Source organism: Dyadobacter sp. SG02 (genome assembly GCF_900109045.1).
Lineage (GTDB): Bacteria > Bacteroidota > Bacteroidia > Cytophagales > Spirosomataceae > Dyadobacter.
The window spans coordinates 71,924-85,982 of sequence record NZ_FNYL01000008.1; the positions used below are offsets into that span (position 1 = coordinate 71,924).

At 49.0% G+C, this 14,059-nt stretch carries 12 protein-coding genes; 6 read left to right on the forward strand and 6 right to left on the reverse strand.

Annotated elements, in window-relative coordinates; all coding sequences use genetic code 11:
* Window positions 1–2 precede the first annotated feature (2 nt).
* From bamA to BMW93_RS19530, 4 genes are all read left to right on the forward strand, one after another.
* Window positions 3–2,600 (forward strand): outer membrane protein assembly factor BamA, encoded by a 2,598-nt coding sequence (gene bamA, locus BMW93_RS19515; RefSeq protein ID WP_090380094.1) that lies wholly within the window; start codon window positions 3–5, stop codon window positions 2,598–2,600.
* Between the two features lie 54 nt (window positions 2,601–2,654).
* Window positions 2,655–3,308 carry an OmpH family outer membrane protein gene (locus BMW93_RS19520; protein WP_090380097.1) on the forward strand — a complete coding sequence of 218 codons (654 nt, stop codon included), beginning with the start codon at window positions 2,655–2,657 and terminating at the stop codon, window positions 3,306–3,308.
* A gap of 11 nt (window positions 3,309–3,319) precedes the next feature.
* Window positions 3,320–3,964 (forward strand): OmpH family outer membrane protein, encoded by a 645-nt coding sequence (locus tag BMW93_RS19525; protein WP_090380100.1) that lies wholly within the window; start codon window positions 3,320–3,322, stop codon window positions 3,962–3,964.
* 279 nt (window positions 3,965–4,243) lie between these two features.
* Complete coding sequence (locus BMW93_RS19530) at window positions 4,244–5,845, forward strand: hypothetical protein (protein ID WP_090380103.1); 1,602 nt, start codon at window positions 4,244–4,246, stop codon at window positions 5,843–5,845.
* 31 nt (window positions 5,846–5,876) lie between these two features.
* Here BMW93_RS19530 and BMW93_RS19535 read toward each other — a convergent pair whose 3' ends face one another.
* Both BMW93_RS19535 and BMW93_RS19540 read right to left on the reverse strand, forming a co-directional pair.
* Window positions 5,877–6,650 carry a lipoprotein signal peptidase gene (locus BMW93_RS19535; RefSeq protein ID WP_090380106.1) on the reverse strand — a complete coding sequence of 258 codons (774 nt, stop codon included), beginning with the start codon at window positions 6,648–6,650 and terminating at the stop codon, window positions 5,877–5,879.
* Between the two features lie 51 nt (window positions 6,651–6,701).
* The gene (locus tag BMW93_RS19540) at window positions 6,702–7,904 is read right to left on the reverse strand and encodes a proline dehydrogenase family protein (protein ID WP_090380109.1); all 1,203 of its coding nucleotides are present in this window, start codon (window positions 7,902–7,904) and stop codon (window positions 6,702–6,704) included.
* A 188-nt stretch (window positions 7,905–8,092) separates the two neighbouring features.
* On the opposite strand from BMW93_RS19540, the gene BMW93_RS19545 reads away from it, so the two are divergent.
* Window positions 8,093–9,187 carry a chorismate mutase gene (locus tag BMW93_RS19545; protein ID WP_090380113.1) on the forward strand — a complete coding sequence of 365 codons (1,095 nt, stop codon included), beginning with the start codon at window positions 8,093–8,095 and terminating at the stop codon, window positions 9,185–9,187.
* 65 nt (window positions 9,188–9,252) lie between these two features.
* Here BMW93_RS19545 and BMW93_RS19550 read toward each other — a convergent pair whose 3' ends face one another.
* Together BMW93_RS19550 and BMW93_RS19555 are read right to left on the reverse strand one after the other, a co-directional pair.
* Window positions 9,253–9,894: a GDSL-type esterase/lipase family protein gene (locus tag BMW93_RS19550; RefSeq protein ID WP_090380117.1), complete on the reverse strand. Its 642-nt coding sequence runs from the start codon at window positions 9,892–9,894 to the stop codon at window positions 9,253–9,255.
* Window positions 9,891–10,496 carry a thymidine kinase gene (locus BMW93_RS19555; RefSeq protein WP_090380120.1) on the reverse strand — a complete coding sequence of 202 codons (606 nt, stop codon included), beginning with the start codon at window positions 10,494–10,496 and terminating at the stop codon, window positions 9,891–9,893. Before BMW93_RS19555 ends, BMW93_RS19550 begins: the two co-directional genes overlap by 4 nt.
* Before the next feature lie 103 nt (window positions 10,497–10,599).
* Here BMW93_RS19555 and BMW93_RS19560 point away from each other — a divergent pair, with 103 nt between their 5' ends.
* On the forward strand, window positions 10,600–11,727 hold the full coding sequence (locus BMW93_RS19560) for a hypothetical protein (protein ID WP_090380123.1): 1,128 nt from the start codon (window positions 10,600–10,602) through the stop codon (window positions 11,725–11,727).
* Between the two features lie 55 nt (window positions 11,728–11,782).
* Here the strand turns inward: BMW93_RS19560 and BMW93_RS19565 are convergent, their stop codons facing one another.
* A complete protein-coding gene (locus BMW93_RS19565; RefSeq protein WP_090380126.1) occupies window positions 11,783–12,628 on the reverse strand; it encodes a hydroxymethylglutaryl-CoA lyase in 846 nt (281 codons plus the stop codon).
* Window positions 12,629–12,900: 272 nt separating this feature from the next.
* Window positions 12,901–13,962: an NAD-dependent epimerase/dehydratase family protein gene (locus BMW93_RS19570; RefSeq protein ID WP_090380128.1), complete on the reverse strand. Its 1,062-nt coding sequence runs from the start codon at window positions 13,960–13,962 to the stop codon at window positions 12,901–12,903.
* Window positions 13,963–14,059 lie beyond the last annotated feature (97 nt).

Below are 14,059 nucleotides of genomic sequence, written 5' to 3' on the forward strand. Positions count from 1 at the left end.
ATATGAACCCAGTGAAAAATTTGAATACATCATTAGCACATCTCAAAGGCCTTTCTGCATTAATTCTTTTGTGCTGCTGCATTTCGGTACAAGCGCAGCGTGTAGGCATTGGAGGTGCGAAGCCAACCGCAGCTCCGACCAATCTCGGCATCGATCCGGCCAACCCGAAAGAATACACCATCGCAGAAGTGACTGTTTCGGGAACCCAGTTCCTCGACCCGAACTCGATGATCTCCATTTCCGGTTTAAAGCCGGGCGACAAAATTCGCATTCCGGGGCCGGCGGTGACCTCGTCCATTAAGAAAATGATGGATTTCGGTACGCTGGACGACGTGGAAATCATGGCGACCAAGATCGAAGGCGAGAAGGTTTGGCTGAATATCCACATTAAAGAGCGTCCGAGGCTTTACAAAGTATCATTTTCGGGTGTTCGCAAAGGCGAGCGCGAAACGCTGAATGATAAGGTGAAGCTGATTAAAGGTCGTGTAATCACGCCGACGATCATCAAGAACACCCAACTGGTTATCAAGAAATACTATCAGGATAAAGGTTTTTACAATACCAAAGTAAAAGTCCTTCAAATTCCCGATTCAACCCGCGGCCAGGCTACATTGAACTTCGCCATTACCAAAGGTAAAAAGGTTAAGATCCAGAAAATCAATATCGAAGGCAATACGGCTATCAGCGATCAAACGTTGAAACGTAAAATGAAAGGTACCAAACAGCGACGCATTGGCCGTCTCTTCAACCCATCCAAATACATTCCCAAGAAATACGACGAGGATAAGGAAAAGCTGATCGCATACTACCGCAAAAACGGTTACCGCGATGCTGTGATCGAGTTCGATACGATTAAGAATGGCGACCAGACGATCAGCATCGACATGAAGATCGATGAAGGTCAGAAATATTATTACCGCAACATTACCTGGTCGGGTAACTATCTGTATCCTTCTGCATACCTGAGCGAACGCCTGGGCGTGAAGAAAGGCGATGTTTACAACCCGGAAGAGCTTGACAAGAAGATCAATGGTATTCCGGGCGGTGACGTCAGCTCCATTTATATGGACGACGGTTACCTCTATTTCCACCTCGAACCTACTGAAAGAGCTGTTGATGGCGACTCGATCGATGTCGAACTACGTATGTTCGAAGGTAAGCAGGCGACGATCAACCGCATTCTCCTGAACGGTAACACCAAAACCAGCGACCGCGTAGTATTGCGCGAGCTATTCACATTGCCGGGTCAGAAATTCAGCAAGACGGAAATTATCAATACCCAGCGCCAGTTGTCGCAAATGGGTTACTTCGACCCTGAAAAAATCCAGATCAACCCGATCCCTAATCAGGCCGACGGCACTGTGGATATCGAGTACACCGTGGAAGAAAAGCCATCCGATCAGATCGAGCTTTCCGGTGGTTGGGGAGGTTACATTGGCTTCGTGGGAACGCTTGGATTGGTTTTCAATAACTTCTCCATCAAGAATATCCCGAACCGCGAAACCTGGCGTCCATTGCCTTCCGGGGACGGACAGAAGCTTTCATTACGCTTCCAGGCCAACGGTAAGCAATACCAAACCTACTCGCTGTCGTTCAGCGAACCGTGGTTGGGCGGTAAGAAGCCGATTAACTTCGGTGTGTCGTTCCAGCGTACGGTTTACCGCATGACGGATTTGAGCTCTTATTACGGTTATAACACAAGTGGAGGAGGCGGAAGGGTCAGCTACCGCGGAGGTTACTACAACAATGGTATTACCTTATCGCTTGGCCGTCGCTTGAAAGAGCCGGACCGTAACCTCGTGATGACGCACTCGCTGTCGTACCAGCGCTACCGTCTCGACAGCCTCGACATTTTCCGGATTGGTTACAGCAAGGGCGTTTCAAACAACATTTCGTTTAACACCACGATCTCGCGGAACACATTGAGTGATTTCCAATTCCCGAGAAGCGGTAGCAATATCTCGTTGAGCGCGACTTTTACACCACCTTACTCGGTGTTCAGAAAGAAAGCATTCTCCGACAAAACCGATACTTACCGTTGGGTTGAATACCACAAATGGATGTTCGATGCGAGCTATTATGCGACCATCGTCGGCAAGCTGGTGTTGAGTACCCGCGCACACATGGGTTTCCTGGGTGCGTACGGAAACAAGGTTGGGTACAGCCCGTTCGGCCGCTTCATCCTGGGAGGTTCCGGTCTGGCGGGGCAGGGTACGTTCTCGCTCGCAGATCAGGATATTATCGGTCTTCGTGGTTACCAGGATCAGAAAGTTGGACCATTGGCTGCTAACGGTTATCCAGCGTCAGGCGGAGGTATTGTTTATAACAAATATGTAATGGAACTTCGCTACCCTGTTTCGCTCAACCCGCAAGCGACGATCTTTATCCTCGGTTTTGCGGAAGGTGGTAACAACTGGGGTAGCTACAGTGAATTCAACCCGTTCGATCTGAAACGGTCTGCGGGTGTGGGTGCGCGGATTTTCATGCCGGCGTTCGGTTTGCTGGGTATCGACTGGGGTTACGGTTTCGACAAAATTCAGGGACAGAATACCCGGAGCGGACCACAGTTCCACTTTACAATCGGCCAGCAGATCAGATAATAATCTGACAGGGGCATTCGTTAAGAGGTTTGCAAATTATATTAGCAGCTTGGCATGAAGAAGATTTTTATTTTACTAGTTTTGTCAATTCTATGCAGTTCAGCACTATATGCCCAGAAGATAGGGTATACGGACATGGAATTTATAACCAGTAAAATGCCCGAATATCAGGCTGCACAGACAGAGATGAAGAAATTCTCTGACAAATGGGCGCAGGAAATCAGGGATAAGTTTGCCGAGATCGACCGTATGCAGCGCGCTTACATGGCAGAGGAGATTTTGCTGACCGACGAGCTGAAACGGAAGAGGCAGGGTGAAATTAAGGAGAAGGAGCTCGAAGCAGGTGAGTATAATAGTAAGATATTCGGTGTGGAGGGGCTGATGTTCCAGAAGAAAAAGGAGCTGATGAAGCCCGTACTTGAAAAGGTACAACGTGCAGTAACCAAGGTTTGCAGCCAGCGCAGGCTCGATTTTATGTTCGATAAATCCAGTGACGTAGGCATGCTCTACACCAATCCGAAACACGATTATTCGGATTATGTGATGGAGGAACTGGGGATCGACCCGAAAGCCAACAAAGCAGGAGGAAATGACAAGACCGGAGCCGTCGACAGAACTGCCAAACCGGAAGACCCGGCCCAGCAACAACCGGCTGCGCCTGCGAAGAACTCACCAAAACAAAAAAGTACAACCAGTAAACTTAAATAAGTAACAGCGCAATGAAACAAAAATTGATGGCTATTCTGGTCGTGATGACCATAATCACCACCCCTCTCTTAGCCCAGACTACCCCGGCAGGCGGGCCTACTAAAATAGGTTATACGAATGTCGACTATATAATCGGCAAATTGCCGGAAGCAAAAGTGATGCAAAACCAGCTGGAAGTTACCAAAGCGCAGTTGGACAAAGCAATCGGGGAGACTTACAAAGAGGCTCAGGAGAAATATGAGGCGTATCAGAAAAACGGCGCGAACATGACCGACGTTATTCGCGCTGATAAAGAGAAAGAGTTGCAGAACCTTTCGACCCGCATCGAAGAAATGCGTACCAACGCACAAACTTCCCTGCAAACCAAGCAGCAGCAATTGCTCGAACCGATCTTGACAAAGGTAAACAACGCGATCCAGGAAGTAGGTAAAGAAGCCGGCTTCCTGTACATCCTGAACATGGATGCGGGTGCGGGAACAACACCTATCATCTTGTTCGCAGCATCGGAAGAAAACAATGCAACCAACCTGATTCTTCGCAAACTGGGCGTTGACCCTGACAAAGTAGAAGCAGCGGCACCAGCAGCAACTACCCCAGCGGCTAAGCCTGCAACAGCTCCTGCTACCACTCCGGCAACGGCTCCAAAGAAAAAATAATAAGGCAAGTATTGAACTTTAAAAACCGGAGCGCAGTCTTTAAAAGGATTGCGCTCCGGTTTTTGCTTTGGGCGCCGGAAGTTGCCTGACTTGCTTTATTTATAAACCCGTCTGGAAGGCTATATTTGAAAAGTACAAACTGATTCCCTCCGCAGACAGAAGCTTTTGTGGATTTCAATTTTACAACTTATCACAGGGCATTCTATACAGGATTTACTAGTTTTGCGTTAAGATCAGAGTATTCTTTCACCCCATGGAATTAATTATATTTTTGATGTTATGCTAACAAGAAAAATTCATAAAATACTGATACTTCTGATACCCGTTTTTGTCGCAATGCGGGTACAGGGCCAGGATAATATGAAGACCAATACCTCAACGGGCCCGTTACAACTTGTATTCCCGGTGGAACCGGAATGGAACGTCCTCTATGAAGGAAAAGAGATCAATTTTCATTTACAGGCCAAGGGAGGGAAGAGCGATTCGCTGAGGTATTCGGTGGCGAGCGGACTGGTGAAGGATATGAAATTCGATTCTACCGGCCATTTCGTGTGGACGCCAGGGTTTGATATCGCCGATCGTATCAATACGACCAAATCATTTCCTGTCGTGTTTGAAGCACAAAACAGTTCAGGTGAGACTGCATCGCGCGAGATTGTTTTCAAAGTAAACCACGTGAACCGGCCTCCGCAGATCGACGAACTGCAACCATTCTATGTTCAGTACAAAACGCAGAATGTTTACAAAATTGATATGGGTGCCGTGCGTGACCAGGATGGCGACCCCATTGTGTTCGTGCCTATTCTGGAAGAAATGCCCGAAGGGATGAAATTGTCGGCAGCGGGTGAGATTACCTGGGAGCCTTCGAGCCAGCAATTTGGTATCCTGAAAAAGGGGCCGAGATACATGGAGTTTTATGTGGAAGACCAGCCTTCGAAGGCCCGCACGAAAGGACGCCTGAAACTGGATGTGACGCAAATGGACCTCGCGCCGGACTTCACGATTATTCCTCAGAATTCTGTGATCCGCAGCGCAGAAAACAATCGCATAAACCTCCGCTTTACATTGTCTGACCCGAATGGAGAGGAAGATATCACGACCTTTAATTTTATTTCGGAAAATAAGAACGTTCCACAAAACGCATTGGTCAAAAACACGGCCACGAGCTATGAGTTCATCTGGGAGCCCGGTTATGAATTTGTAAAGGACCCGTTCGATACGCTGGCGTTCAATATCATATTCTATGTGCTGGATAAGGCGCAGAATAAGAAGGAGCGGACAGTGAGATTTGTAATTAAAAACACCATTGACGAGAGCTTGCGCGACACGTACGTGTATAACCTGTACAGGGGCTCGCTCGTGAATGCATGGGGTTTGATTGAGCAGATGACTGAAAAGGAAACCGAGCTTAAAAAAGCTTACACCCGTGCCAAGAAGGGAAAACGCGGCAGGTCATTGCTGAATGCATCGCTCGGCGCTACAACGGGCCTCGCACCGGTAATTGCCACAAAAGACCAGCAGACCCGCGGCTACATTACTACAATCGGCGGCACGACGGTCGCAACGGTGGGAACCCTCGAAGCGACGGAAGTGATTGGGAAGTCAGTGAACGGCTTGCTCGACCGGTTTAACTATGTAATGCAAAAGAAAAACGAGCTGCAAAACAAGGGCGACGTGTTCGCACGTGAGTGGGGCCAGAAATCAGCCCGCCGCCAGCCCGACTTCATCAGAAAGCTCGACGAATTTAAGGCATTAATGAACCTCAGCGGCCTCGTAGCATTGGAGCTCGATGCCAACTGGGAGAACAAGAAAGAAGCAACGGACGTGGCAATCAAGAAGACATTCAAGGATTTTGTTCCGTACACCAAAGACGAGAACTAAGAGCTAATGCATAGCAACAAAAAAGAGAGCATTAAATGCTCTCTTTTTTGTTTTCATCCTCTTCCTGCTTATTTGAAGTGGCTGTGGGATTATCTTCCGGTATCTCCGGATCGGTGTATGGTTCTACCGTGGAAAGTGGTATTGCAGGCGTATCCAAATTTTCTTGCTCCCTTTCTCCTTCCTCCCTTTCTCCATTCTCCCGGTCTTCCTCCGTTTCCGGCCCATGCGAGTGAAAGCTTCCCTGGAATATCAGAATGCTGCAAACGCCTAAGAAAATGCACGAATCGGCGATATTAAAGATCGGAGTCGAATAGTATTGGCCACCCCATACCGGTACCCAGTCAGGAATAAAGCCTTCCCAGAAATCGACGAATATCATGTCGATCACCTGTCCGTGAAACCAGGGGGTAGGGGAGCCGTAGGGCGCATTGCCGAGCAGCACGCCGTAGAAGGTACTGTCGATCACATTACCAACCGCTCCCGCGAGGATCATCGCCAACGCCCATAGAAGCCCCTTGGAGGCGCCCACTCGTGCGAGGTGGATCATATAGCCGCCGATCGCGACCATCGCTACGAGGCGGAATAATGTAAGGAACAGTTTACCGTATTCATGCCCGAGCTGCATGCCGAAAGCCATGCCGGGGTTCAGTACATAATGCAGTTTCAACCAATCCCCGATCAGCGCGATCTGTCCTGAAAAGCCGGGTTGCATGTATTGATGAACCAGAAGTTTGGAAGCCTGATCAATCCCGATAAGGAGTACGCTGAAAAGTAGATAAGGGGCTGGATTTCTGGATTGGTTCATTCGGTTTTTAATACAATTGACAAATTTGGGAATGCGAAAGTAATAACTTACTTATAAAGAACCGATTCCTCTTCTCTTCAATTCACTTTTAACTAGCAAAAACTCGCGGCTGCTCTGACCTGCAATGGAGGTGTTTTCTTCGGCGCGGCGGATCAGATACGGCAATACCGCGTCGATAGGGCCGTAAGGGACATATTTGGCCACATTGTAGCCAGCCTTCGCCAGGTTGAAGGAGATATTATCACTCATGCCAAGCAGCTGTGCGAACCAGATACGTTCATCGTCGCGCTCGATGCCAAGCTTCTGCATTTTGAGGGCGCAATACTGGGAACTGTATTCATTATGGGTTCCGAGGCAGATCGAAATGTGCTCGATGCGGTCGAGGCAAAAGTCGATGGCGTGGTTATAGTCGTTATCGGTAGCTTCTTTCGATGTGTGAATAGGGTTGAAATACTCCTGCTCACGCGCACGTAGCCTTTCTTTTTCCATATAAGCGCCGCGTACCAGCTTTCCGCCAATGTAATAGCCTTTCTGGCGGGCCGTGAGGAACGCGGTTTTCAATGCTTCCAGCGTTTCGTGGCGGTAGAGTTGGTAGGTGTTGTAAACAATAGCACGCTCGCGGTTAAACTGCTGCATCATTTCATAAGCCAGGTCGTCGATCACGCCCTGGATCCAGCTTTCCTCGGCGTCGATGAAAATGCGTACATTATGCTCATACGCGTGTGTACACAGGCGTTGCACCCGCAGGCGCGCTCGCTCGAAGGCCGCTTTTTCTTCTTCGGACAGTTCATCTTTGCGCTGCACCTTTTCGAGCAGGTCGGACGATGCTACGCCGGTGATTTTAAATACAGAAAAAGGAATAGTGTCGGAGCTCGTCGCCTTGTCGATCGTTTTCAGGATTTCGGCCGCGGTGGCGTCGAAACTGGCCTCTTTATCTTCTCCTTCAACGGAATAATCCAGTATCGTACCAATGCCCGACTGGCGCAGGGAGGCAATGGTTGCATCGCAGTCGTTAATCGTCTCACCGCCACAGAATTGTTCAAAAATCGTGACCCGGATGAGATTTTTTATAGGTAAGTTGAGTTTTAGCGCGAGCTTTATAAAAAAAGTGCCTAAATTTACGACTCGAGCCTGATTCATAAGGCTGAATAACCAGTATGTCTTCCTTAGTTTAGCGTCTGATTTCGATGCAAAGGCGACGGAAGTATCTTCAAAAAATACAGGTATTTGGTCGTTTGGTGACGGATATGCCATTTTTGATGTACGTTTTTCCTGAGTAACTGTTTAACAATTCATTATCGAACCACAGGAAGAAAGTAATACGCATTAAGAAGTTGATTGACTTTTGTGGGGTCAAATGTACGGGCAATCGAAGAAATACACATAATACCGGATCAAAATATTACAATTATCAATTTTTTATTAAGGACAAGTTTTTGAGTATGAATGCTTCTTTAGATATCCTACCGCTTAGCAGTTGGATCAATACCGAAGGTAAGCCTTTGGTAATCGCCGGGCCTTGCAGCGCAGAGACCGAGGAACAAATGTTAGAAACCGCAACCCAGATCAAAGAGGAAGGATTTGCGCACGTAATCCGTGCAGGGGTGTGGAAACCGAGAACTCGTCCAGGCAGCTTTGAAGGCATGGGAGAGGCAGCTTTGCCATGGTTGCAAGCGGTGAAACAGCAAACAGGCCTGCCTGTGGCTGTGGAAGTTGCTACGCCTCAGCATATCGAATTGGCATTGAAATACGGCGTTGATATCCTTTGGGTCGGTGCACGTACCACCGTGAACCCGTTCAACGTACAGGAACTTGCTGATGCCCTGAAAGGAATTGATGTACCTGTATTGGTTAAAAACCCTGTAAACCCTGACCTTCAACTGTGGGTAGGGGCCCTGGAACGTCTGAACCAGGCTGGCGTGAAAAAACTCGGTGCGATCCACCGCGGTTTCTCTAACGCGCAGGAGCACAAATTCCGTAACTCCCCAATGTGGAACATCGCGATCGAACTGAAAACGATTTTCCCACAATTGCCGGTGATCGGTGACCCTAGCCACATGGCTGGAAAGCGTGCTTACCTGTACGAAATCGCTCAGCGTGCGCTTGATCTTCACTACGATGGTCTGATCATCGAATCGCACCGCGATCCGGACAAAGCATGGTCTGACGCTGCACAACAGCTTACGCCAGCTGCTTTGGGACAAATGTTGCACGACCTGCACGTACGTAAAGAATCATACGGCAGCGATTACGCATCACAACTGGAAATTATCCGTGGCAAAATCGATAACCTAGACCGCGAGTTGCTCGAAACACTGGCAAACCGCATGGCCCTGGTGGAGAAACTGGCAGAATACAAACGCGATAACAACGTAGCCGCTTACCAGGTAGATCGTTTCCGCGAAGTATTGGAAACCCGCGCTGGTTGGGGACGCAGCCTGAATCTGTATCCAAACCTGGTGGACGAATTGTTCAAACTCGTTCACATGGAATCGATCCGCAAGCAAACCGAGGTGATGAACCAGGTGAATGCTTAATCGGAACAGCATATAATGACGAAAGCCGCTCAGTAATGGGCGGCTTTTCTGTTTTTAATGCATCCTTAAATATTCTTTTCCTTCAAAACCATGCGGATTTCCCTCGCCCAGATTTCGTAAGCTTTGGTATTCAAATGCGTTTGGTCGACGGCATATTCGGCACGCAGGCCGGTCGAGTCTGAAATGTACGGGTTCAAATCAATATAGGTAATGTTCTTTTGGGTACAAAAAGAAACCAGGAACGCATTCAATGCATCGACCTGCTTTTTGCTTGAAGGATCGTTCTGCTGGTAAACGGTCAGCGTTACTACCGGCATGATGCCGTTTTGTATCAGCATTTCAAGCATTGTTTTGAAATTGGCCTGTATGCGTTCCTGCGCTACGCCTACGGTAATGTCATTGATCCCACCTTTAATGAAACAAACTTTGGGATGCAGGTCGATGACGTGGGATTGGATAAGTTTGAGAAAATGATAACTCGTCAATCCCGGCAGGCCGTTGTTCATCACATCCATCCTGCCCAGCAACTCCACCCATTTCCCCTGGGCCGTAATGGAATTGCCGTACATGACGATCGTCGGATTGCCTTGCATTTGCACAAAGCGCTGGGCGATTTTGTCGCGGTAAATGTAGCCGAATATTAAAAAGATCGCGATCAGTACCGCATTCAAAGCAAGCGAAAAGATCAGCAGCCTTTGTTTTTTCATTTGGAAAACAATTCAGACGCTTTTTCGCCCAGATTGAAACACCGGCGGCAGCGGGCTTCATATAGATCCGTTTCGCCCAGCAGTACCCGCTCGTTCGAGGGCGAAAGTCGGTAAGAATGTGACGCTACTTCCCCGCATACCATGCAAACCGCATGAACTTTGGTGACATATTCCGCAATAGCCATTAGCTGCGGCATGCATCCGAAGGGTTTACCCATATAATCCATATCCAGGCCTGCGATGATCACACGCTTGCCGTTATTGGCCAGCTGGTTGCATACGTCCACAATACCCTCGTCGAAAAACTGGGCTTCATCGATGCCCACGACCTCGCAATTCTGCGCCAGGTCCGATATTTGTTGAGACGATTGTACGGGTATCGAGGGAATCGAATTGTCATTGTGGGAAACAATGTTCTCCTCGTGGTATCGTTTATCAAGCGCAGGTTTGAAAATCTGGATTTTTTGCCGGGCAATTCTGGCGCGGTTGAGTAAGCGGATCAGTTCTTCGGTTTTTCCGGAAAACATGGATCCGCAAATCACTTCGATCCAGCCGGTGCGGGGATTTTGAAATTCTCTTCTGTGGGATGGTTCTACAAACATATTTTGGTGCCCGACCGACCATTTGAAAGGTCGATTTTTATTTTATATTTACAAATCAAACATATTTTTCCCAACACTACGTTACCAAAATTGCTTATTCGTTATGCCGGATAATCTGAATTCAATCGCACTCAACCAGTACTCAGCACGGTTCACAACAACAGTTTTGAACGAAGTGTACAGGTCGCAGGACGTCGTTACCGGTGCCGGATTATTAAAACTGACACCCGTACGACAGGTCAACCTGGGTATTCTCAACCGCCTGTTCGAAGAATGGAAAAACAATGCCGAAGCCTTCCGCAGCCCTTACTTTGATTTTTCCAATGAAGAAGTAAAAAGTGCGCTGGAAGAATTCATGAACACGGCTTCGCAGCACATAGCCGTGAAACGTGCCGACCTCGAACCATTACTGTCCGATTCAGTCAAAGAATCGTTGAAACTCCTCCTCGCACCTGCTACCTATTTCGAAGAAAAGATCAGGGCAGTCTCCGATGCGGAATTTACCCACGCGAAGGCCGAGCAACTCGTCAAATATACGCACATCCACCGCGGCGTCGCGGAGGCATTGCTAGGCCGCCTGACCGACAGCGGTTCCGATTCGGTGTACCAGACGCAGGCCGTGAGCTGGTTGTACGAATTCAAAGACAACGCCGACCTGATCGACGATACCGAACAGCATTTGATGCAATTTGCAGAGGTATTCCCGATCAACCTTGCCGAGCTGAAAATCCAGGAGGCCGAAAGCGCTGTGCCGGTGCCACTGCCTCAGCAGACGCACAAGCATGAATCGTTCTTCGATTCGGCATTCAGCCAGTTGGAGCCTAGTACTGCCCGTCCGGTAGCACCACGCGCCGAGCCGGCTTCTGCGGTGATCAGCGAGATCGTCGCAAAAGCAAATGCAGGGCCAAGCGCGGAAAGAGACTCGTTGAATAACCGTTACAAAGTAGAAATTCCCAAGCCCACGGATGATAAATCCTATGGTACCGTGCCATTGAAGGTCGAAAACATCGCGGGCAGCATTCCACTTGGTCAACGTTTCATGTTTGTGAACCAGCTTTTCGACCGTAACAGCGAGCATTTCGACAAAGCGATTTACGAGCTCGACCGCGTGAAGAGTTTCGAGGAAGCCGAAAACCTGATCTGGCATCGTTATGCGTCCAAATATGCATGGGATGTAAACGGAGAAGCGGTTACCGCGTTACTCGCGATCGTGAAAAGGAAGTTTGCTTAAAAGCATTTAAATAGCGAATTCAATGCGCCGGGAAGAAATTTTCGGCGCATTTTGCTTATCCGACGATCTGCTGGAACATCGTCCGTGCCTTCTGTAACTCGCTAGCATCAAGGCAAAGCAACTCTTTTTGTTCTTTGGCAAAATCCACTAGCCGCTCGGTAGGCATATTACCTACCAGATCGTCTTGCGCCATCGGGCAGCCGCCGTAGCCGAGCAATGCGCCATCGAATCGACGGCAACCAGCATCGTAAGCCGCCTGTATTTTAATGCGCCAGTCGTCAGGCCGCGTGTGGAAATGCGCGCCGAATTCCAGTTCGGGATAATGCGGGATCAGTGCGGTGAAGAGCCAGCCGATATCATGCACCTTCGCCACGCCGACGGTATCCGCCAGCGAAAAAGTATTGACGCCCAGTTTTGAAAGCTTTTCCACCCACTCCATCACAATCTCCGGTGCCCACGTGTCACCGTAAGGGTTGCCAAAACCCATTGAGATGTAAATCACCAGCTCCTTTTTATGTTTCACGCACAAGTCGGCAATGCGTTTCACTCGTTCGAACGACTCCGCGATGGTAGCCTGCGTGTTGCGCATTTGAAATGTTTCCGAAATGGAGAACGGGTAACCCAGGTAACCGATCTGCTCGAATGCGCACGCATCGGCCGCGCCGCGCTCGTTGGCGACAATGGCCAGCAGGTTGGTATTGCTGCCCGAAAGGTCGAGCCGTTCTGCGATCCAGGCGGTATCCTGCATTTGCGGTATGGCTTTGGACGAAACAAAGCTGCCGAAATCAATCGTATCAAACCCAACCCGGATGAGCTGATTCAGGTAGTCCAGCTTGATCTCCGAAGGGATGAAGGGGTGAAAGCCTTGCCAGGCATCGCGGGGGCATTCGATGAATTTCATGGTTCAATGACTGAATGATTGAATGACCGAATGAGTGAATGAGTGAATGTGACTGGTACGGACCTAAAAAACAAAGACTGCGATCAGGTAGTTCTTGGAAGCTACATGATTGCAGTCAGTTTTTCAGAATGGCGCGAAGCTCCTGCTTCGTGCTTACTATTTGCAGGCCTCCGGCCGGGCGATACCGCGTAGGCGATTTTGCCGTTCAGAACGGCCGGAGGCCTGCGAATAAGGTGCACGAAGCAAGAGCTTCGCGCCATTTCGCGCCATGTTTATTTCAAAATCGGCGCGAGATCGGATTCGTTTTCGGCCAGCCAGGCGGTGATTTCTTCGACGATCTGCCGGATGCCTATTTTCGGTTCCCAGCCTGTCAATGCGGTGACTTTCGTGTTATCAGTCACGTAGAGACGGATATCGGCTGTCCGGTTTTCGGGAACGACTTTGATCGGGATCGTTTTGCCGGTTACTTCCTGGCAGATTTTTGTCAGTTCCTGCAATGAAGCGCTGCTTTGCAGGCCACCGCCGGCATTCAGGATCTCGCCATTGACCTTGTCCAGATTATGCAGCTGCCAATCGATCAGATTATAAAGATCGGCCACGTGCAGCATGTCGCGAATTTGCTTACCGGTGCCGCCGTAACCGAAGTAACCCAGTTGTTGTTCGAAATAATGCTTCGCGATCCAGAGTACCATTACGCCTTGGTCTACCTTGCCCATTTGCCACGGACCGGTGATCACGCCGCAACGGTTGATGACCGTTTTGAGGTTGTAGAACTCATTGTATTCCTGAATGATCAGCTCGGAAGCGAGCTTGGTGGTGCCGTAAAGTGAACGGGCGCCGTTGAGCGGGAAATCTTCGCCAATACCCTTTGACGAAACGCCAGGTACCGGTTGCTCATCGGACAATGCGAAACGGGTTTCTTCTTCCACGAAATTCAGGGTCTCGATCGTCTTGATCGGGTACACGCGGCTGGTGGAAAGAAAAATAAACCCGGCTTTGTGTTTCAATGCATAATTGAGGCAATTGACAGTGCCAACGAGGTTGGTATTGATCAGGTAATCGGGCGTACCGTCCAAACCGGCCAGTACCGACGGCTCTGCGGATGCTTCGATCACCGTATCGACCGCCGGAATGGCGTCGAAATCTTCTTTGTTACGGATATCTCCGTGAACGAACTCCACGCCTGCCTTTTTTAGACGGGATATATTCAGTTCCGAACCTCTTCTTTTAAGGTTGTCGAGCGCGTAAACCTGGTAGTCAGGATAATTTGTTTTCAAGGCTATGGCCAGCGAAGAGCCAACAAAACCGGCCCCACCGGTGATCAGGATTTTCATATCAGGTAAGTGAAACGTGTAGTACCTATAAATGGCAAAGTTAGTCGATTCGAAGGAACCGGTAGTTATGCATTAGATAATTAGCATTTCATTCTTT

Coding starts and splice junctions, on each gene's coding strand:
- BMW93_RS19535 (WP_090380106.1), bottom strand. CDS start 6,650: ATGAACCAATCCAGAAATCCAGCCCCTTATCTACTTTTCAGCGTACTC.
- BMW93_RS19550 (WP_090380117.1), bottom strand. CDS start 9,894: ATGAAAAAACAAAGGCTGCTGATCTTTTCGCTTGCTTTGAATGCGGTA.
- BMW93_RS19530 (WP_090380103.1), top strand. CDS start 4,244: ATGCTAACAAGAAAAATTCATAAAATACTGATACTTCTGATACCCGTT.
- BMW93_RS19520 (WP_090380097.1), top strand. CDS start 2,655: ATGAAGAAGATTTTTATTTTACTAGTTTTGTCAATTCTATGCAGTTCA.
- bamA (WP_090380094.1), top strand. CDS start 3: ATGAACCCAGTGAAAAATTTGAATACATCATTAGCACATCTCAAAGGC.
- BMW93_RS19540 (WP_090380109.1), bottom strand. CDS start 7,904: ATGGCATATCCGTCACCAAACGACCAAATACCTGTATTTTTTGAAGAT.
- BMW93_RS19565 (WP_090380126.1), bottom strand. CDS start 12,628: ATGAAATTCATCGAATGCCCCCGCGATGCCTGGCAAGGCTTTCACCCC.
- BMW93_RS19570 (WP_090380128.1), bottom strand. CDS start 13,962: ATGAAAATCCTGATCACCGGTGGGGCCGGTTTTGTTGGCTCTTCGCTG.
- BMW93_RS19525 (WP_090380100.1), top strand. CDS start 3,320: ATGAAACAAAAATTGATGGCTATTCTGGTCGTGATGACCATAATCACC.
- BMW93_RS19560 (WP_090380123.1), top strand. CDS start 10,600: ATGCCGGATAATCTGAATTCAATCGCACTCAACCAGTACTCAGCACGG.
- BMW93_RS19545 (WP_090380113.1), top strand. CDS start 8,093: ATGAATGCTTCTTTAGATATCCTACCGCTTAGCAGTTGGATCAATACC.
- BMW93_RS19555 (WP_090380120.1), bottom strand. CDS start 10,496: ATGTTTGTAGAACCATCCCACAGAAGAGAATTTCAAAATCCCCGCACC.